This is a genomic window from Alteromonas sp. ASW11-130 (genome assembly GCF_026183735.1).
Taxonomy (GTDB): domain Bacteria; phylum Pseudomonadota; class Gammaproteobacteria; order Enterobacterales; family Alteromonadaceae; genus Alteromonas.
The window spans coordinates 351,084-371,686 of sequence record NZ_JAPFRE010000027.1; the positions used below are offsets into that span (position 1 = coordinate 351,084).

Annotated in this window: 16 protein-coding genes; all 16 read left to right on the plus strand. The window is 42.4% G+C overall.

What is annotated here, in order from left to right; genetic code table 11:
* Nucleotides 1–6 precede the first annotated feature (6 nt).
* The 16 genes from OPS28_RS10740 (at nt 7) to OPS28_RS10815 (ending at nt 20,585) form a co-directional block, all read left to right on the plus strand.
* A complete protein-coding gene (locus tag OPS28_RS10740) occupies nt 7–867 on the plus strand; it encodes an acyl-CoA thioesterase (protein ID WP_265609452.1) in 861 nt (286 codons plus the stop codon).
* A 1-nt stretch (nt 868) separates the two neighbouring features.
* Nucleotides 869–1,408, plus strand: a complete 540-nt coding sequence (locus OPS28_RS10745; RefSeq protein ID WP_265609453.1) for a gamma carbonic anhydrase family protein — start codon at nt 869–871, stop codon at nt 1,406–1,408.
* Between the two features lie 741 nt (nt 1,409–2,149).
* A complete protein-coding gene (locus tag OPS28_RS10750; RefSeq protein ID WP_442863985.1) occupies nt 2,150–3,268 on the plus strand; it encodes a pyridoxal-phosphate-dependent aminotransferase family protein in 1,119 nt (372 codons plus the stop codon).
* 326 nt (nt 3,269–3,594) lie between these two features.
* Nucleotides 3,595–4,290, plus strand: a complete 696-nt coding sequence (locus OPS28_RS10755; RefSeq protein WP_265609454.1) for an SIMPL domain-containing protein — start codon at nt 3,595–3,597, stop codon at nt 4,288–4,290.
* 14 nt (nt 4,291–4,304) lie between these two features.
* The gene (locus OPS28_RS10760; RefSeq protein WP_265609455.1) at nt 4,305–4,760 is read left to right on the plus strand and encodes a GAF domain-containing protein; all 456 of its coding nucleotides are present in this window, start codon (nt 4,305–4,307) and stop codon (nt 4,758–4,760) included.
* Nucleotides 4,757–5,047, plus strand: a complete 291-nt coding sequence (locus OPS28_RS10765) for a hypothetical protein (RefSeq protein WP_265609456.1) — start codon at nt 4,757–4,759, stop codon at nt 5,045–5,047. The genes OPS28_RS10760 and OPS28_RS10765 overlap by 4 nt, the downstream gene beginning before the upstream one ends.
* A gap of 17 nt (nt 5,048–5,064) precedes the next feature.
* Complete coding sequence (proQ, locus tag OPS28_RS10770; protein ID WP_265609457.1) at nt 5,065–5,736, plus strand: RNA chaperone ProQ; 672 nt, start codon at nt 5,065–5,067, stop codon at nt 5,734–5,736.
* 1 nt (nt 5,737) lies between these two features.
* On the plus strand, nt 5,738–7,777 hold the full coding sequence (prc, locus tag OPS28_RS10775) for a carboxy terminal-processing peptidase (RefSeq protein WP_265609458.1): 2,040 nt from the start codon (nt 5,738–5,740) through the stop codon (nt 7,775–7,777).
* A gap of 94 nt (nt 7,778–7,871) precedes the next feature.
* On the plus strand, nt 7,872–9,206 hold the full coding sequence (locus OPS28_RS10780; RefSeq protein WP_265609459.1) for a sodium-dependent transporter: 1,335 nt from the start codon (nt 7,872–7,874) through the stop codon (nt 9,204–9,206).
* Between the two features lie 14 nt (nt 9,207–9,220).
* Entirely contained in the window at nt 9,221–10,693 is a 1,473-nt protein-coding gene (gene nhaC, locus OPS28_RS10785) for a Na+/H+ antiporter NhaC (RefSeq protein ID WP_265609460.1), read from the plus strand.
* 18 nt (nt 10,694–10,711) lie between these two features.
* A complete protein-coding gene (gene pepN / locus OPS28_RS10790) occupies nt 10,712–13,303 on the plus strand; it encodes an aminopeptidase N (protein WP_265609461.1) in 2,592 nt (863 codons plus the stop codon).
* Nucleotides 13,284–13,526, plus strand: a complete 243-nt coding sequence (locus tag OPS28_RS10795; RefSeq protein WP_265609462.1) for a DUF2835 family protein — start codon at nt 13,284–13,286, stop codon at nt 13,524–13,526. The genes pepN and OPS28_RS10795 overlap by 20 nt, the downstream gene beginning before the upstream one ends.
* Before the next feature lie 183 nt (nt 13,527–13,709).
* Nucleotides 13,710–15,770: a DUF1302 domain-containing protein gene (locus OPS28_RS10800; protein WP_265609463.1), complete on the plus strand. Its 2,061-nt coding sequence runs from the start codon at nt 13,710–13,712 to the stop codon at nt 15,768–15,770.
* Nucleotides 15,771–15,781: 11 nt separating this feature from the next.
* Entirely contained in the window at nt 15,782–17,146 is a 1,365-nt protein-coding gene (locus OPS28_RS10805) for a DUF1329 domain-containing protein (protein ID WP_265609464.1), read from the plus strand.
* A gap of 74 nt (nt 17,147–17,220) precedes the next feature.
* Entirely contained in the window at nt 17,221–18,255 is a 1,035-nt protein-coding gene (locus tag OPS28_RS10810) for a WD40/YVTN/BNR-like repeat-containing protein (RefSeq protein WP_265609465.1), read from the plus strand.
* Between the two features lie 8 nt (nt 18,256–18,263).
* Nucleotides 18,264–20,585, plus strand: coding sequence for an efflux RND transporter permease subunit (locus tag OPS28_RS10815; RefSeq protein WP_265609466.1), 2,322 nt, complete (start codon nt 18,264–18,266; stop codon nt 20,583–20,585).
* Nucleotides 20,586–20,603: the final 18 nt, after the last annotated feature.

The following is a 20,603-nucleotide window of genomic DNA, read 5'->3' on the forward strand; positions in this document are numbered from 1 at the left end:
GAATTCATGAGCGATGTGAAGCTTGCTTCATTATTTGAATTAGAAAAAATCGAAAAGGGACTTTATAGAGGCCAAAGTTGGGATCTAGGTTTCAGGGCATTGTTTGGTGGCCAGGTGTTAGGTCAAGCATTGGCTTCAGCTTACCAGACAGTAGAATCGGGAAGAGTAGCTCATTCATTCCATTCCTACTTTTTGATGCCAGGGGACGCGAAAAAACCTGTCGTATATGATGTAGAATTAGTTCGAGATGGCCGAAGCTTTTCCGCGCGCCGGGTAAAAGCCATACAAGATGGTAAAAACATTTTTTACATGACGGCTTCATTTCAAACACCGGAAGAAGGTGCAACGCACCAAAGTGCGACCATGCCAGAAGCACCTGACGTCACTACACTTCAGTCAGACATCGAATTTTATGAAGCAAATTTCGATAAAATTGCGCGCCCACTCCAAGAAGCATTAAGTTACCACCGCCCGGTGGATATACGTACGGTTGATGCTGCAAACGCTTATCAATCAAAAAGGCGTGAGCCTACTCGTTATATTTGGATGCGGGCGCGAGAACCTCTAGGTGATTCAAATACATTACATCAAGCCGCATTATCTTACGCATCGGATTACCATTTTTTAAGCACCTCTTTGCAACCGCATGGAATATCGCTGTTAGATAAAAATTTACGAATTGCCACCATTGACCATGCCATGTGGTTCCATCGTAAGGTAAATTTCAATGAATGGTTACTTTACGCAATGGAGAGCCCTTTTTCTGGAAGTGCCAGGGGGATTGTCAAAGGTCAGATTTTCAATCAGCAAGGTGAGTTGATTGCATCCACGATGCAGGAAGGTTTAATGCGTTTGGTAGGCGAGTAAAGTGATTTACGAAATTGGTGAAAAGAAACCGACACTGGCAGAGGGTATTTTTATCGCCCCAGGAGCGCATATCATTGGCGATGTGAATATTTATTCGCAAGCCAGTATATGGTTTAACGCTATTATACGGGGGGACTGCGATAGTATCACTATTGGCGAAAAGTCTAACATTCAGGATGGGAGTGTGTTACACACGGATGAAGGTATTCCTTTGATATTGGGTGAGGGAATAACCGTGGGACATAAAGCGATGTTGCACGGATGTGAAATTAACGATTACACCCTCATAGGTATCAACACGGTTGTGCTTAATCACGTTAAGATTGGGAAATTTTGTATCATTGGGGCGAATACGCTTATTACAGAAAATACCGAAATACCTGATTATTCTTTAGTCGTTGGATCACCTGGTAAAGTTATTCGAAAACTAGACCCAACAATTGAGACCAAACTAAAAGCTTCTGCCATGCATTACGTCGACAGTGCCAAGCGTTATCGAAAAGAACTCAATAGTCTGGTGGATCCTACCGTTTTTGTTTAAGACCAATATATAAAAGGTTTTTACGTTGTTGGGAGGGAGAATAATTGAATAGCGATTCTTTCTCAGAAACGTCTCTATGTTAATTGAAGTAGGGGAGTAAATTCCTTAAATAAAGTAAAGATGAAATGGCAGAGCATTATTAGCGTGTTTCAATAGATTGGTTTCGAAGACCCTCTGCTTCCCTAACGTTGGGAGATAGTAAAACCGCAAAAACGATGAGGTGGTGCGCGATACTTTTCGTTAATTACCTACAAAGATATTTCGCAATAAGCGCGTTTACATAGAAAGTGGAATTTTTCGGCTGATAAAAAATGCCCAGAACAGAGTTCCGGGCCTAGGGGAATGGCTCATTGCTGAGCCGTGCGCTAACTTTTGCAAGGGAGAGATTCATGCAAAATTTTTTACAACGGAAAGTTATCATAGAACATTATTGAGCAAGTTATAAACTGTTTTTTACGAATTTAATTTTTTATTTTCGTAATTTTAACGCAAGTTACAAATAATGCCTGTGAATACAATGGGTTAAAAAATGGTCAGACAAGCCAAAAAGATACCGATTATTTGTCCACAAGATCTACACAGAATACTTACAGGATAATACCTGCGTCATATGTCAAGTATAGAATGGAAATTATTTTCTTATATTCACCGCGCTTATTGTTGAAATGGATTACTTGTTTGCAGATAAATATGTTGCCAAAATGAGATAGAACTTAATTGAAAAGCAAAAAAGGCTATAACGTGACAGATTTTAAAACGTTTGTACCACCCACTCGTACTTTGATGGGGCCTGGTCCATCAGATGTAAGCCCCAGAGTATTGAATGCGCTTGGTCGTTCTACTATAGGCCATCTTGATCCTGCTTTTGTTTCGTTAATGGATGAAACCAAAGCTTTGCTCCAATATGCGTTTCAAACTAAAAATACGCTGACCCTTCCTGTTTCTGCACCGGGCTCCGCCGGTATGGAAGCCTGTTTCGCCAATCTTATTGAACCGGGCGATAAAGTTATAGTGTGTATCAATGGCGTTTTTGGCAAACGTATGCAGGAAAATGTAATCCGTTGTGGAGGGAGAGCGATAGCTATTGAATCGCAGTGGGGTAATCAAACCAGTTTTGACGAGCTTAAAACTGTGCTAGAAGCGAATGCCGACGTTAAAGCTGTGGCGATGGTTCACGCAGAAACGTCCACTGGTGTACGAAATGATGTGGAACCACTATGTAAGTTGGCGAAACAATATGGCTGTTTAACCATTGTTGATGCAGTTACTTCACTTGCGGGTATAGAGCTAAATGTCGATGCCTGGCAAATTGACGCTATTTATTCTGGCTCGCAAAAGTGTTTAAGTTGCATTCCCGGTATATCTCCCGTGTCTTTTAGTAATCACGCAGTCGAAGCCATTAAAAAGCGAAAACATCCTGTGCAAAGTTGGTTTTTGGATATGAGTCTTATTATGGGCTATTGGGGCGAGGGAAAACGTGCCTATCATCATACCGCGCCAGTTAATAGCATTTATGCCCTGCACGAATCTTTAGGTATATTACGTGAAGAGGGGCTTGAAAACGCATGGGGTAGGCATAGAAGATTACATGAGAAACTTGTGAAAGGGTTAGAAGCATTAGGTCTAGAAATGCTAGTAGCGCCTCAAGCCAGACTGCCACAATTAAATACCGTCTGTGTACCTGAAGGCGTAGATGAAGCAAGAGTCAGGACAGAACTTTTAGATAAATTTAACCTGGAAGTAGGCGCCGGGTTGGGTGCCCTTGCTGGTAAGGTATGGAGAATTGGCCTTATGGGGCATGGTTGTTCTGATCGGAATGTCGACTATTGTTTAGCCGCTTTTAGTTCTGCCTTACGCTAAGACAAATAGCATTTACTTTTTTTACCGATAGATGGCCCCACAACCTTAGTTTCTTTAACTACGTTTGTGGGGGGCGTTGTGTCGTGACTTCATGCTATTTACGCGCTCAGAATGCACATACGTTAAAATTTAATCAAAGACCTCAACTTTTCTGCTGAACTATTCTTTTATAAATGAACTGCGTATCTGTTAGTTCATTCCCGTTAGCGGTTAGCTACTTTTTAATTAACTTTGACGTTTTCATGTTGACGACACGGGCAATGCGTCACTATGCTAACGCCTAACAGTATAGGGACCGTGACACAAAGTAACTAAAAGGCATGTTTATGTTAAAAGCATTTTCGCTTTGGTTTTCCATTTTATTTGTTCTCGTTTCCAGTCAGGCGTGGGCGCATAATGAGGGCAGTAACCAGCCAACTATTCACGTACAAGGCAGCGGAATGGTTGATGTAATGCCGGATGCATTTTCAATAACATTTATTCTTGAGCAAAAAGGACAGGTTGTTTCCAAGTTAAATGAGCGTATAGAAACCGACTTGACCAATGTTATTGAGTTTTTATTAAAACAAGGCGTTGAGTCTAATCAGATTCAATCCATGCAGGTAAGGTTAACCCCCCGCTATGAATCTACTCCACAAGGTCATCGGGAAAATGGGTTTGTATTATCTCGAGAAGTAACCGTCCTGCATAAGAAGCTTAGTGATTACGATAGACTCATAGACGGCATGTTATCCCGGGGTGTAACGCGTATTCAACAATTCGATTTTGTTATTACTGACCAAGCGTCCTATTATAAGCAAGCGTTGACTGCTGCGGTAAAGGATGCCAAACAAAGAGCGCAATTGCTGAGTAAAGAATTGGACGCAAAACTAGGTGCGGTAGTCCAAATTTCTGAGACCGGTGGGTATGCACCCGTTCATCAATCGAAATACCGTATGGCGCAGGCTGAATCTTCACCCTCCTTACCGGGGCAACAATCAGTTTCTGCCAGGGTTAACGTAACTTTTTCAATACATAAGTAAGAGAGTACATATCTTTGTTAAATGATTTTTATCAACGCTTAGTGAAACAAGCAGATAGCCTGGTGGCAGGCGAACACGATTTGATCGCAAATATGGCAAATATCAGTGCATTACTATTTACCCAATTAGAGGATGTGAACTGGGCCGGTTTTTATTTGTATAAAGAAGAACAATTGGTGTTGGGTCCTTTTCAGGGCAACCCCGCTTGCATCAGGATTCCGATGGGTAAGGGGGTCTGTGGCACTGCTGCTGAAAGCCGCGAAACCCTCGTCGTCGAAGATGTTCATAAGTTCGAAGGACATATAGCTTGCGACTCAGCATCTAATTCGGAAATTGTTATTCCGTTAATTGTAGGCGATACTTTATTTGGTGTACTTGACATTGATAGCCCTAGCATTGGGCGTTTTTCAGAGGTAGACAAAGCGGGGCTTACCGCTATTGCAGACAGTTTAATGGCGACGCAATCGTGAAGCAGAATGTGGATGTACAAGTGGTGTTAGCCACGCCGGCGGATATGGAAGATTTTTTTGATGATGCCTCTGAGGCAGCAGAACAATTTAATTTTATTGTTCATGTTTTGTACGACCGTGCCGATGAAGATATAAGCGCATCGAGCATGGACCGTTTATTTCAATATTGTTGGGAAACCTGGCATCGTTATCCAGATTTAACAGACATTGATGAAGATGAATTGATAGATTGGGTTGACCACACGTTGGCAACTTGGGATGATGCAGGTAACCAAGATAATTTGTAATTGATATAGAATAATTGATGGAAGAAGCACAACAAAAATTTTCGAACAGTAAAGAAGTTATCGCTTATTTAGCAGATAAGTTTCCAAACTGTTTCTCTTTAAAAGGGGATGCCAAGCCACTGAAGATTGGTATTTTTCAGGAATTGGCATCTCGACTAGAAGAAGACGAGCGTGTAAGTAAGACTTTATTGAGGTCGACCTTACGCCATTACACTAATAGCTGGCGTTATTTGTACAGTATCAAGGAAGGGGCATATCGGGTTGACCTGGATGGCAATCAAGATGCGCAGATCGAAAAAGAGCATGCAGAACATGCACGGCAGCAATTAGACGAGAGTAAAGAAAAAGCTGCACAACAAAGAAAAGCCCAAAATAATGGCGCTTCTCAAAAGCAGAACAACAGGCAGAAAGAAAAGACTTCAACAACATCGTCACCTGCCAAACGCAATGTTGAAGGAAAAAAGGGAACTAAATTTAAATCAAGCAGACCAACTAAAACACCGCCGCCAAAATTAACTGAGAATGATTTGCACGCTGGCACCGAGGTAACAGTAAAATTGGGTAAAGCACCTATGCATGCTGTAATTACCGAAGTAGCTAAAGATGGTATTCATGTTCAGTTGGATTCAGGCATGGTAGTAAAAGTCACTTCAGAGACTTTACGTTTGGCAAGTTCCAAGAGGTCGTAAAATGAAAAATATCCTTCGTATTTCTATCGCTAGCGCATTTTTATCAATGAGTGTAGGAGCTGGTGCTACTACCAGTTCAGCAACAGTTGATGAGCTCCCAATGCTTAAGCAGGAAACACAACATAGTGTTGCTGCTAAGCGAGTAAGCGCCTTATTTACCCGCGCTCACTATAAGGAAATTGCGTTGGATGATGCGCTTTCAACTAAAATATTTGACCGTTATTTACGTTCATTAGATCACAATAAGCAGATTTTCCTTCAATCAGATATTGAGAGGTTTGAAGCGTATCGTAATAAATTCGATGATGCACTCAGCAAAGGTAATCTTGATATAGCGTACGATATGTACAACCTTAATGCTGAGCGCCGAATAGATCGGTTCAAATATGCATTAAGTCTGCTTGAAACACCTTTTAATTTTGAAGAAGAAGGTGACAAGTTTTATTTTGATCGGGATGATGCGCAATGGCCTGAGTCACAAGAAGCAATCGATGAGTTGTGGCGTCAGCGAATTAAATATGATGCTTTGAACCTGATTCTTGCTGATAAATCGTGGGAAGAAGCAAAAGAACTTTTAACTAAACGATATACCAGAGCCATAAAACGTCTACAGCAGGCTAAAAGCGAAGATGTTTTCCAAACGGTGATGAACTCGTTTGCCCGTAGCATCGAAGCGCATACCAGCTACCTTTCGCCGCGGAATGCGGAACGCTTTCAAATGGATATGAATTTGTCTTTTGAAGGCATAGGCGCTGTATTGCAAAGTGAAGAAGATTATACAGTCATAAAAAGTATCGTACCGGGCGGCCCCGCTGACCAGTCAAATTCGCTTAAACCAGAAGACAAAATTATCGGTGTAGCTCAAAGCGACGATGAATTTGTTGATGTAATCGGTTGGAGATTGGATGAGGTTGTCGAGTTAATTAAGGGCCCGAAAGGTAGTACAGTGCGTTTGCAAGTACAAAAAGGGGCGACTGAAAGCAAAACTATGTCTGTGGTTAGCTTGACTCGTGACAAGATTAAGCTTGAAGACAGAGCTGCCAAATCAGAAGTTTTTGTACCCGATTCTGGCGTGCACCAAGGTGAAAAGTTAGGGGTAATTACTATTCCTAGCTTCTATAACAATCTTCATGCTGACGTTAAGAAAGAAATTGACGCACTTAAAGCACAAGGTGTTAAAGGGGTAATAGTGGATTTGCGAGGTAACGGTGGAGGTTCATTAACCGAAGCTACGCTTCTATCTGGCTTATTTATTGAAAAAGGGCCGGTTGTACAAATTCGCTATGGTGAAGGGAAAGTGTCGGTAAATAGAGATACTGATGGTTTAGTTGCCTATGATGGTCCCCTCACAGTATTAGTTGACCGATATAGTGCCTCTGCTTCAGAAATTTTCGCAGCGGCTATGCAAGATTATAATCGCGGTATTGTAATCGGTGAGCAAACCTTTGGTAAAGGGACGGTGCAACAACATCGTGGCTTGGGTCGTATTTATGATTTGTACGACAACCCGTTGGGAAGCGTACAGTTTACGATAGCAAAATTTTATCGTATCAATGGGGGGAGTACTCAGCACAAGGGTGTAGTTCCAGATATTTTGTTCCCATCCCCTATTAATCCGGCTGACTGGGGTGAAAGTCAGGAAGAAAATGCACTGCCTTGGGATAGCATTAACCGTGCAAACTATACGACTTTTTCTGACAGCCAAAGCGCAATTGATGTATTGACAGCCAAGCACAATGCGCGAATTATGCAGGATCCCGAATTTACTTATATTCAGGAAGATATTTCAGAATATAACAAAAACAAGGACCGCAATTATATTTCTTTAGTTAAGTCAGAGCGTATTGCTGAGAAAACTGAAGCGGAAGAAAAGCAACTAAAACGTACTAATGAGCGATTAGCCCGTTTGGGTAAAGATCCAGTCAAATCGTTGGATGATTTGCCCGATGAGTTGGATGAAATCGATCCGCTACTTACCGAAGCGGCAAATATCACGTATGATATGCTCAACACTGGCAAATACGCGATTACCCATAATTAAAAAGCGTTTTTTGGAAAAGAGGCTGGTGCAATAACCAGCCTCTTTTTTTTGTCTGCCAGAAATAATAATAAACAAAGATTCAGGGACTACACGTATGGCATCACGAGGTGAATTCTCTTCACGTATTGGTTTTATATTAGCGGCCGCCGGTTCAGCGGTTGGGCTTGGTAATATATGGGGCTTTCCAACGCAGGTTGCCAGTAATGGTGGCGCTGCATTCGTACTAGTTTATTTGCTTCTCGCATTTGTTCTTGCTTATCCGGTATTGATGGCAGAGCTTATTATCGGCCGTGCGAACCGCTCAAATATGGTTGATGCGTTGGGTAAAATTTCAGGGAATGCCATTGGTCGAACAGTTGGTATCTGGGGCGGCATAACCGTTTCGCTGATACTCGCATTCTATGCCATCGTTGGAGGCTGGATGATTGCCTATTTCGGCGAGTCAGCATCGAATATTGTTGGTAGCGAAACAATCTCTAATTGGTTGGTTTCATTTTCCATCCCGCGTAACCTCATTTTCTGTGCATTGTTTCTTAGCCTTACCGCTATGATTGTTCTCGGCGGGGTGAAGGCCGGTATTGAAAAGTGGTCAGTCAGACTGATGCCTACACTCGTTGTTATCATTTTATTGCTTATTATCTATGTAAGTTTTCAGCCCGGTGCCACCGATGGCTGGAGTGCCTATCTGGTACCTGACTTTAGTCGTGTATTGGAGCCTGATTTACTTATCAGTGCCATGGGACAGGCATTTTTCTCAATGTCGCTAGGGGTAGGGACGATGCTCGTATATGGATCTTACCTTAATAAACACGAAAATCTTCCCACCATTGGTGCTTCGGTGGCTTTGGTAGATATTGGCGTGGCTATCATTGCGGGTATGTTAATTATTCCGGCGATGTACGTAGCATTAAACAATGGTGTGGAAATATTTACTACAGAAGGTGTGCTAATTGAAGGCGACCAACTTATATTTACCGTGCTCCCAGCCTTATTTGATTCTATAGCAAGTGTTGGCGTTTTCGTTGCCTTCGCATTTTTTGCCTTAATGGTAATCGCAGCTGTCACATCTTCCATTTCTATGCTTGAAGTACCTGTTGCTTACTTAGTTGAAAGTAAAGGGATAGCCCGTAATAAAGCCGTTTGGCTAATGACCTTAGTAATATTTTGCGCTAGCTCTATTATTATTTTCAATTTCGAGCGTTTATTTGGTTTCGTCATCGCGTTGACTACCCAATACAGTCAACCACTATTGGGCTTGGTATTGTGTATATTTGCTGGTTGGGTCTGGCGTCGGGACAATATTTTAGCTGAACTAAAGGAAGGTAATGCGCAAGCTGAACATACTGTGTTCTGGAAAATATGGCCTTGGTATGTCCGTTTTGTATGTCCTGTGGTTATTGCCTTTATGTTTTACCGCTCTATTGCGTAGTTAGAGATTTAGAAATGAAAAAAGAATTAAAAACGCCTTCGTTATTCGACGCGCTTTTTCCGATAGTTGTCCTCGTAATCATGATGGGTGCAGCAGTTTATCTCTTCGGTGACGCTTCGTCGTATGGTCCCAACCAAATAGCTTTATTACTGGGAACAGGAATTGCGGCCGTTATCGGAATGAAAAATGGCTTGAGCTGGCAGGAAATCGAAAAGGGCATTGTAAAGGGCATTTCCATGGCATTGGGGGCCTGTTTGATATTATTGGCGGTCGGCTCTCTAATAGGGACATGGATGCTAGCAGGAACAGTTCCTACACTTATCTATTACGGTTTAGAGCTACTGAACCCTTCATTTTTTTATGCGGCTACCTGTTTGATCTGTGCAGTCGTGGCAATGAGTATAGGCAGCTCCTGGACTACAGCTGCTACAGTAGGTGTGGCTCTAATGGGCGTAGCGACAGGTATGGAAATGTCTGCAGCTATAACAGCCGGTGCCGTTATTTCTGGAGCATATTTTGGAGATAAAATATCCCCTCTTTCTGAAACCACGAATCTCGCCCCTGCTGTTGCAGGTACCGATTTATTCGAACACATCCGATATATGCTTTGGACAACAATTCCGAGCTTTGTATTGGCATTGATCTTATTTCTTATTCTAGGGTTCTCTGAAAGCGGTAATGCATCTGTTGAAAAGATCGAATATATGCAATCGCTGTTACAAGAATCGTTTGCTTTAGGCTGGCATCTACTTATTCCCTTAGTAGTACTGTTAACCTTGGCAATTAAAAAGATGCCCGCTTTCCCCGCGGTGTCTATCGGAGCAATTTTAGGCGGCATATGGGCAATGTTATTTCAAAGTGATGTCATCTTGGGAATGATACAAAATGGGGACAGCAGCGTTGTCGGCACAATTAAAATTGTGTGGGCAGCCTTTTTTGATGGCGTAAGCTTTTCTACACCAGATGAAAACCTAAATAGTCTGTTGAGCAGGGGAGGCATGTCTTCTATGCTCAATACCATTTGGTTAATTATATGTGCCTTGTCGTTTGGAGCGGTATTAGAAAAAGCAGGTTTATTAAAACGAGCTGTTAACGCAATTTTGTCAGGTGCAAAATCCGCTGGCGATATGATCAGTCGCACTATACTAACCTGTATTGGTACAAACTTGATCACCGCAGACCAGTATATGGCGATCGTAATGCCTGGTAGAATGTACAAAGAAGAATTCGAGAAACGTGGATTGCACCAACTCAATTTGTCTCGAAGTCTGGAAGATGGCGGCACGCTAACTTCACCGCTTATCCCATGGAATACTTGCGGCGCGTATATGCATGGCGTGCTGGCCGTACACCCGTTTGAATATATTTTTTATGCGTTCTTTAACGTGATCAACCCCATACTGGCAATCATCTATGCTTATCTTGGGGTGAAAATATTGAAACTAACGCCTCCTTTCCATGCCAATTCAAAGGAGCAACAATCGTAATAAATTTCAGGAGGTTACATGAGTATACAGGTAAAACGTAGAGCGGATTATCGGCCGCCTGCCTTTTTAGTCACCAATGTTGAGTTAACCATTCACTTGCACCCAGAGTCTACACGGGTGCACAGTGTGCTTAAACTCAAGCGGAATGGATCTCACCAAGAAGACCTGGTGTTAAATGGTGAGCACCTAAATCTAGTAGAGCTTTCTATCGATGGGAAAACGAACTGTGATTATGAAGTCACCGATAGTTCGCTAATTATCCCCGGTGTAGGCAATGAGTTTACGGTTTCAACCCTTTGTACGATTGCTCCTGAAGCGAATAAAGCACTGGAAGGTTTGTACCTTTCAAATGGTGTTTACTGCACCCAATGCGAGGCGGAAGGGTTTCGGCGGATAACGTACTTTCTGGACAGGCCTGATGTTCTTGCGAAATATCGTGTTACCGTTCATGGTGATAGCGCTTCGCTGCCCACCTTACTTTCAAACGGTAATCCTATAGATAAGGGACAAAATGAGGACGGTACACATTGGGTAACATGGGAAGACCCGCATCCAAAGCCCAGTTACTTATTTGCGCTGGTTGCTGGGGATTTTGACCTCCTAGAAGATAGTTTTGTCACTGCAAGCGGGAAACAGGTTGCGCTTGAACTCTATGTAGATAAAGGTAAACGTGATCGAGGCCAGTTTGCTTTAGACTCATTAAAAAGAGCGATGAAATGGGAAGAGGAAGTATACGGACTGGAATATGATTTGGACATATACATGGTTGTCGCGGTTGACTTTTTCAACATGGGAGCGATGGAGAATAAAGGACTTAACGTATTCAACAGTAAATTTGTGTTAGCCAATCCGGAAACCGCAACCGATGAAGATTTTTTTAACGTTGAATCTGTTATCGCCCATGAGTATTTTCATAACTGGACTGGCAATCGCGTTACCTGCAGAGATTGGTTTCAATTAAGTCTAAAGGAAGGCCTTACAGTATTTCGTGATCAGCAATTCAGTGCTGACATGACATCTGAACTGAGTAATCGAATTAAACATGTGAAGGTGATGCGAGAGCATCAATTCGCCGAAGATGCGAGTGCGATGAGCCATCCTATACGTCCAGATGAAGTTATTGAAATGAATAACTTCTATACAGTGACAGTGTATGACAAAGGTGCGGAAGTAATCCGAATGATGCATACCTTGTTAGGAGAAGACAGGTTTAGAGCGGGAATGGACGAGTATTTTAAACGCTACGATGGCCAAGCAGTCACATGTGATGATTTTGTCTACGCCATGCAATCAGTAACTGATTTGGATTTAACTCACTTTGCTAAATGGTATAGCCAGTCAGGGACACCTGAAATTACTGTTTCAAGAAAACAGAAAGGGGACAAGACATTAATCACAGTCTCACAATACACGCCCCCAACTGCTGATCAAAAAGAAAAAACAGAGTTGTTCATTCCATTAGGTTTTTCTTGCATTGATTCGGATGGTAATCACTATCAGGACGATAGTGGAACAGTTTCTCACGGTATGCTTCTCCTGGATAAAAAAAACGTTACACTTTCATTTGAGAACAACGGCAAAGAGCTTCTACCCATTTTATTAGCGAAGTTCTCTGCACCCGTAAGAATCAAACAATCGCTTAGCAGTACAGAATTACTTTCCACGTTTTTATATGCGCCTGATCAATTCAATCGGTGGGATGCGTTACAGCAATTATACGACTGGTGTGTTTCACAATATGAAGCTAATCGAATAATTGATGAATCTATGTGGGATGGATTAAAAGCGGCCCTGGCATCTGAAAAAACAAACTATGAATTACTCAGTGAATGCTTGGTTATTCCTAGTTTCGAAACCTTGTGCCAAACTAGAACTAACATTCATGTCGGAAATTTATATGCAGCACGACAGAACTTTGCAAAAGATTTTGTTAACAACTTGCAAAATGAATTGCACGAAATTTATGAATCCATTCAACTGCGCGATTATCAGTATCAACAACAAGATGTTATCGCCAGACGCTGTAAAAATGTATTGCTAAACCATTTAGCAAAACTAGAACAAAACGCTGAGTTAGTAAACAACCATTTCCACCACTCTGACAATATGACAAATACGCTTGGTGCTTTAAAAGCCGCGCAACAGACTAGTAGTGCGCTATTTCACAAACTTATGGATACGTTTGGCGAGCGCTGGAAGAATGACCCATTAGTATTGGACAAGTGGTTTTCTTTGCATGCCACTACAGATCGAGCTGACATACTTTCGCATCTGACAATGTTACAATCCCATCCACAATTCAGTATTGAAAATCCAAATCGAGTACGTTCGTTAATCGGAAGTTTTGCTTTTTATAATACCAGCGGATTTCATGCACTGGACGGCAGTGGTTATCGTTTTTTAACTGACTATTTGCTAAAGCTGGATGCAAGCAACCCACAAGTAGCAGCGCGATTAGTAACGCCGCTGACACAATGGCAACGATTTGACATACATCATCAGGACAAGATGAAAATGCAGCTGGCGCGTCTTCTTGAGCATGACGGCCTGAGTAGAGACGTTTATGAAAAAGTAAGTAAGAGCCTTGCTTATGAATCAAAAGTTAATTAATGGTACCGTTTATTTTTTCTCTATTTCATTATCGTATGGAAAGTGTGAAGCGTTTTACCGTCCAGGAAATAATGCTGTTGTAGTAACGGCGGACTCCGGTCATAGAGTTCAAATTCCAACGGCAAGATTACGTACATTTATTACCAAACAGGGTATTCAGGGAAGATTCAGGATGATTATTAATAATAGCAACAAAATTGTTTCATTTGAGAAGATAGGATAGTGTCAACTTTGAATGTTTGAAATAAAGATAAAAAATAACTGATTGATACCTTTCATGTTATGTATTGAATAACTGGTACGATTAGTTCTTGCGATTCCAGCGAAATGATGTAATCATTTTGTTAATCAATATGGTTGGTCTTTATGTCTTCGCTGTCAGCGTTGATTTAGGAGAATAAAAAATATGATAAACAGGCCTAGCGCATTTAAAAAGTCACCTATTGCCGCAGGAGTTATCGCCCTATTAGGCGCAGCTTCAATGCCAGCTCAAGCAGCTAACTGGCAATTTGGTGATGTAAGTATTTCACTCGACTCGAGTTTCACTCTTGCAACCAGTATTCGTACGGAAGACAGGGACTATAGTTTAATCGGGAACAGTAACCACCCTCAATTTAACTGGCGCGGTTATAATGCTGCCACCAACGTTATATATCCAAGCGCCGACGTGTGGGCTAATTCAAACGGCGCATATTCTACCAATGGTGATTTAGGTAACTTGGCGCACGATCCAGGTGATCCCTATTCAACTCAAGTTTCAGGCCTGCACGAGTTAGACGTTAACTTTGGCGACTACGGATTCTTTGCCAGTGGCTTTTGGTTCTACGATTTTGAACAAATGGACGGCGAACGTCCTTGGTCTAATCCTATAACCGGAAAACAGGTGGACCTATGTGATGATCCCGATGCGAAAGAGCTTCTTTGCCGGGATGCCCGCTTACTTGATGCATTTTTCTATGGTGATTGGTGGATAGGTAATAAACCACTTACCGTGCGTGTAGGTCAACAAGTTATCAGCTGGGGTGAAAGTACCTTTATCCAGCATGGAATCAATACAACCAATCCTATAGATGTAACGCGCGCTCGCGCCCCTGGCGCAGAGTTAAAAGAAGTGTTTATACCAGTTGGAATGGTTTTCGCCTCCTTAGGGTTAACCGACACGGTTAGTGTTTCAGGCTATTATCAATATGAGTGGGAACGCAGTTGGTTACCAGTAGCAGGCAGCTACTTTGCTACTAACGACTTTGCTGGCGAAGGTGGTCAGGCTAATAATGTGCAATTAGGTTTTACTGGTAATCCTGATATTGATTTAGATTTCCTTTTATCTTCATTAAATGATCTGGGCGCCGCACTTAATAAAGGAGCTGATCCTGCACAGATTTCAGAAGCTTATTTGGCATATCCAACTAAAGTAGCATTGAGAGCTTATTCCGACGATGCACATAATGATGCTGACGATCAGGGTCAATACGGCTTACGTTTAAGTTGGTTCGCTGAAGCATTGAATGAATCTGAATTGAGCTTCTATCATATTAATTACCACAGCCAGCGCCCATTAATTTCAGGGGTTACATCAAACTTCACTCCTGCAGCTATTCAGCGTGACTTGGGACGGTTGGCACAAGGTGTAGATCAATATAATGTGACCGAACTTGAAGCTTTCACCGAAGCACAGTTTTTCTACCCTGAAGACATCAAGCTTTATGGCTTCAGCTTTAATACTAACGTAGGGACTACTGCATTAGCGGGTGAAATTGCCTATCGTAAAGATGAGCCACTTCAGATTGATGATGTTGAATTGCTATATACCGCTATGCCAGAACAGTTAGCTAATGCAGGATTGCGTCCTGACCTTGAGGGTATTTCACAGCTAAATAACATTGGCCGCAATGTTGGACCGGGTCAGACTGCAGAAGGCTTCCTATTTTCTGATACGGTTCAAGCACAAATGACTCTTTCTCACGTATTCGGGCCCACACTGGGGTCTGATAACTTTATCCTGTTGGGCGAAGTAGGTTGGGTGAATGTTCTTGATTTCCCTGATCCAGACGTGATTCGTTTGAATGCACCTGGAACAGGTAGAACGCCTTCCCTTGAACCGACGCCGAGTGGTAATCCACGTACTGGTCTGCATATTGGTCTGTCAAATGGGCCCGAAGAAAATCCTTTCGCAACGGATGATGCTTGGGGTTACCGCTTATTAGCTGTAGCAGACTATAACAATGTATTTTCAGGTATTAACTTGCGTGCGCGTGCAACGTTTGCTCACGATGTGGATGGGACCACCCCCGATCCATTGTTCCTGTTTACTGAAGATGTTAAGTCAGCTAGTGTGGGGCTAACGTTTGATTATTTAAGCAAATGGTCTGCAACTGCTTCATATAGTTCGTTCTGGGGTGGGATTGGTACGACCAATGCGCTTGCAGATAGAGACTTTGTCTCATTTAACATCAAGTATTCAATTTAGAGGTGTCTAAGATGATTAATAAAGTAGGTTTGATTGCTGCGGCGATGTCGTTGGCGATAGGTAGCAGCGCGCTTGCGAAAGTGTCGGAAAGTGAGGCAAAAAAACTTGGTGATAGCCTTACACCTCTTGGTGCGGAAAAAGCTGGCAATGCTGACGGCAGCATCCCTGCATGGGATGGCGGCATCACTAAAGCTCCATCGGGATTTAATGTGGGTGATCATCACCCCGATCCCTTTAGCGGTGACAAAGTAAAATTTGAAATTACTGCTAAGAACTACAAACAGTATGCTGACAACCTTAGCGCAGGACAAATTAAGTTATTTGAAACTTATCCCGATACCTTCAAGATGCCAGTTTATGAAACCCGTAGAACAGCATCAAACCCTCAAGCTGTCTATGATGCTACACTAGCTAACGCGACACGAGCTGAACTACTGGATGGCGGTAATGGTATAAAAGGCGCGGCAGTAGGTATCCCTTTTCCAATTCCACAAAATGGTTTGGAAGTAATTTGGAACCACATTTTGCGTTATCGAGGGGAGGCTGTTGAACGTTCCGGCGGTCAGGCGGCAGTTACATCGTCCGGTAGCTACAACGTAATAGGTTTCGACGAGCAATTGTTACTAAAATATAGTGAACCTGATGCTACACCAGAACAATTGCTCGAAGACAATATCTTGTTCATGTTTAAACAGAAGGTAACTGAGCCTGCTCGTTTGGCTGGTACCGCTTTGTTAGTGCATGAGACAGTTGATCAAGTTAAAGAGCCACGTAAAGCCTGGACGTATAATACGGGTCAGCGACGTGTTCGACTTGCACCTAACATTGCATATGATACGCCAGGAACAGCGGCAGATGGTCTTCGTACCACAGATGATTTTGATATGTTTAATGGGTCGCCGAACCGTTACAATTGGGAGCTGAAAGGCAAGAAAGAGTTATATGTTGCTTACAATAACTATAAATTGCATGGCGAGAATGTAAAATATGAAGATATTTTGACGCCTAATCATATCAATCCTGATTTTACCCGATGGGAAAAACACCGTGTTTGGGTAGTTGAAGCCACGTTAAAAGATGGTTTCCGTCATATATATCAAAAACGGGTGTTCTTCATCGATGAGGATAGTTGGCAAATACAAGTAGCTGATATGTACGATAACCGCGGTGAGTTATATCGGGTCGCGTTTGCTTATGGTATCAACTATTATGAAGTACCAACCCATTGGTCGACGCTTGATGTGTATCATGACCTTAACTCACGTCGCTATCTAGCGATTGGCCTGGACAATGAAGAGAAAATGTACGATTTCTCAATTCGTCCGCGTGAGGTTGAGTTCACGCCGCAAGCATTACGGCGGGAAGGTATGCGCTAATCGAGTTTAAACGGTTGGCTATGCCAACCGTTTTTTTTTATACCAATTTAATTTAAAAAGGTTACTTGTTACTTATGAAAAAAGCCTTTCTGGCTATGGCCATAGTTTGTTTAAGTTTTTCTACAGCAGCAGAACAAGCTTATTTGGCACCGCTGGTAAAGCAATCTGTTTTACTTGATGTTGTCGCTTCAGAATATTTGGTAATCGTGGGCGAACGCGGCCATATATTGACTTCGAATGATGGCGAAGAATTTACGCAGCAAAGCGTACCTACGCACTCTACTTTAACAGCGGTGGACATTGTTGGTAATAATGTATGGGCTGTTGGGCACGACGCTATAATTTTGCACTCGCCAGATAAAGGAATAAATTGGCAAAAGCAATATTACAACCCTGATATCGAGCGACCGTTTTTAGATGTATTATTTTTCGATGAAAAACACGGTATCGCAGTAGGGGCGTACGGTTTATTTTATCGCACCATGAATGGGGGAGAAAGTTGGGAGTCAGAGCGCCACCCAACATTGCTCAGCGCTGATGATCAAGCGTACCTTGAACAAATTCGAGAAGAAGACGAAGACTTTTATCAACAGGAGTTAAACTCCATACTGCCTCATATCAATAGAGTAACGTTGGACGGAGACGTGCTTTACATGGCTGGCGAAGCAGGATTGTTAGCCTATAGCAATGATAAAGGTAAAACTTGGCAGCGCTACGAAGTTGATTATACTGGCTCGTTTTTCGATATTCGTCCCATTAGCGACGATACGGTCGTGGCAGTTGGATTGCGAGGTAATATTTTTAAAATGGAAAATCAGGGGGAGTGGGAATACGTAAGCACGTGTTCCACCAGTACGCTTAATTCGCTGTTGCCGCTCTCTAACGATGCTATTACAGCAATGGGTAACAACGGTATTCTCGTCACTATTGATAGACCATTACCTGACAGTTCCGATACTCCCTATACGCCTATTTATCAGTGTGAGCGACCTAAAGAAGTGTCTGTTCAGCAACTAGACGATAAAGCGGCAGTATTAAACGCAGTAAGATTCAACAACAAAATAATTGGTGTTAGCGCGAACGGCATCAAAAAACTTAATCTGGATTAACAAGCTTTATGTCAAGTATTACTCATTTAGCAGAACGCATTGTATTTGGAAACCGTAAAGTTGTCGTGTTTCTGTTCGCACTGGCAACGATATTTCTAGGCTACCAATCTTCCCTTATGCGACTCGATGCGGGGTTTGAGAAGAATATCCCGCTCAATCATGAATATATGCAAACCTACATGAAATACCGCAATGATTTTGGCGGTGCTAATAACGTGTTGGTATCGGTATGTGACAAGCAAGGTAACATTTATAATCAAAATTTCTTCGATACACTGAAAAACGTGCACGATCAGCTCTTCTTTATCAATGGCGTTAACCGTGCTTTAGTTGTCTCACTTTTTTCCCCTTCCACCCGGTTTACTGAAATCGTAGAAGGGGGATTTGCTGGCGGCCCAGTTATCCCAGCCGATTTTGACTCTTCCTCGCCTGAAGCGCTGCAGTTAGTCGCTGCCAACGTAGAGAAGGCCAATATAGTTGGTCGTCAGGTTGCCAGCGATTACAGCTGTGCGATGGTCACGGCGCAACTTTTAGATATCGACCCCCAAACTGGCGATCAACTTGATACACTAGAATTTGCCAATGAATTAGAAGAGAAGCTTCGTGGGCAATTCGGCTCGAAAGATATTTCTATTCATATTATTGGGTTCTCTAAAATGATCGGCGATGTAGCGGACGGAGCAAAAGATGTACTTCTTTTCTTTGCCATTGCGTTAGCTATTACAGCCGTCATGGTGTATTTCTTTTCACGCAATATCATGCTCACCATATTACCCCTCCTTTGTTCAGTTATTGCGGTAGTATGGCAACTCGGTCTGCTTTCATTTATGGGCTTTGGTTTAGATCCCATGTCTATACTTGTTCCGTTTCTAGTGTTCGCTATTGGCGTAAGTCACGGCGTACAGATGATTAACGCGGTTGAGAAAAAAGCAGTAGATGGGGCTGGAGCTAAACATGCAGCAATGAGCGCGTTTCGCACGTTGCTCGTTCCTGGAGGCATTGCTCTGTTATCCGATACCGTCGGTTTTATGACCTTGTTGGTTATTGATATTGGCATTATTCGCGAACTTGCGATCACCGCCAGTATGGGTGTAGCAGTGATTATTTTAACTAACCTAATTTTGCTGCCCGTATTGATGAGCTTCCTTAAGTTTGATGCGAAATATGTGGAAAAGTTTGCAGGAAAAGAAGAGCAAACCAGCAAATTCTGGAATATGGTGGCGTGCTGTTCCCATAAGTCCGTCGCGCCAATAATTCTCGTTGTCACAGCCATCTTATTTATTTTTGGACTTTATCAGTCTCAAAATATGAAAATCGGCGATTTACATGCGGGCGCCCCCGCTTTGCACGAGTCTTCTCGGTACAACCAAGATACCTTTCTCATTACTGACAAATATGAAGTAACGGTTGATTACATTTCAATTTTGGTAGAAACATCACCAGAAGCATGCACCTCGCATAGCGTGATGAAAGCGATGGACGACTTTCAGTGGAAGATGGAAAATGTGAAAGGTGTGCAATCCACGGTTTCCCTCGCATCAGTGGCTAAAATAGTGAATGCTGGATACAACGAAGGAAATGTGAAGTGGCAGGTGATTCCTCGTAATCAACAAACTCTTGTTCAAGCTATAGCGCGGATTCCCACTTCCTCTGGCTTACTAAATGGTAACTGCTCGGTAATGCCAGTTATTTTATTTATGGAAGATCACAAAGCGGAAACTATTTCTAGAGTAGTAGATGCAGTTAAAGAGTATCGTCAGGAGTATGAGACTGACGATATGAAATTTAGTCTCGCTTCAGGGCCGGTAGGAGTGATGGCTGCGACGAACGAAGCAGTGAAAAGCGCTCAAATGCCGATGATGGCTTATGTATTTGGCGCAGTTATATTACTTTGCCTACTGAGCTTCCGTTCGCTACGTGCAACGTTATCTGTAGTCATACCGTTGTATGTAGTATCGATTCTAGCGCAAGCATTAATGACTTACCTGGAAATCGGTCTGACTGTATCAACGTTACCAGTGATTGCTTTAGGTGTCGGTATCGGTGTGGATTATGGGATTTATATTCTTTCCACTATGAGCTACCGTTTGAAGCAGGGAGATTCTGTTCAGGTTGCCTATCTTGCTGCATTAAAAGAGCGAGGTAGTGCGGTGTTATTTACAGGAATTACCTTGGCAATTGGTGTAAGTACGTGGGTATTCTCATCGCTTAAATTCCAAATGGATATGGGAATTTTGCTAACATTTATGTTCTTAGTGAACATGTTAGGGGCCATTATCGTATTACCTGCACTGGCCAGACTTCTTTGGTATAAGCGAAATGAGCTATAATCGTTAAATATTTTTTTG

Coding starts and splice junctions, on each gene's coding strand:
- OPS28_RS10740 (WP_265609452.1), top strand. CDS start 7: ATGAGCGATGTGAAGCTTGCTTCATTATTTGAATTAGAAAAAATCGAA.
- OPS28_RS10755 (WP_265609454.1), top strand. CDS start 3,595: ATGTTAAAAGCATTTTCGCTTTGGTTTTCCATTTTATTTGTTCTCGTT.
- proQ (WP_265609457.1), top strand. CDS start 5,065: ATGGAAGAAGCACAACAAAAATTTTCGAACAGTAAAGAAGTTATCGCT.
- prc (WP_265609458.1), top strand. CDS start 5,738: ATGAAAAATATCCTTCGTATTTCTATCGCTAGCGCATTTTTATCAATG.
- OPS28_RS10780 (WP_265609459.1), top strand. CDS start 7,872: ATGGCATCACGAGGTGAATTCTCTTCACGTATTGGTTTTATATTAGCG.
- nhaC (WP_265609460.1), top strand. CDS start 9,221: ATGAAAAAAGAATTAAAAACGCCTTCGTTATTCGACGCGCTTTTTCCG.
- pepN (WP_265609461.1), top strand. CDS start 10,712: ATGAGTATACAGGTAAAACGTAGAGCGGATTATCGGCCGCCTGCCTTT.
- OPS28_RS10795 (WP_265609462.1), top strand. CDS start 13,284: ATGAATCAAAAGTTAATTAATGGTACCGTTTATTTTTTCTCTATTTCA.
- OPS28_RS10800 (WP_265609463.1), top strand. CDS start 13,710: ATGATAAACAGGCCTAGCGCATTTAAAAAGTCACCTATTGCCGCAGGA.
- OPS28_RS10805 (WP_265609464.1), top strand. CDS start 15,782: ATGATTAATAAAGTAGGTTTGATTGCTGCGGCGATGTCGTTGGCGATA.
- OPS28_RS10810 (WP_265609465.1), top strand. CDS start 17,221: ATGAAAAAAGCCTTTCTGGCTATGGCCATAGTTTGTTTAAGTTTTTCT.
- OPS28_RS10815 (WP_265609466.1), top strand. CDS start 18,264: ATGTCAAGTATTACTCATTTAGCAGAACGCATTGTATTTGGAAACCGT.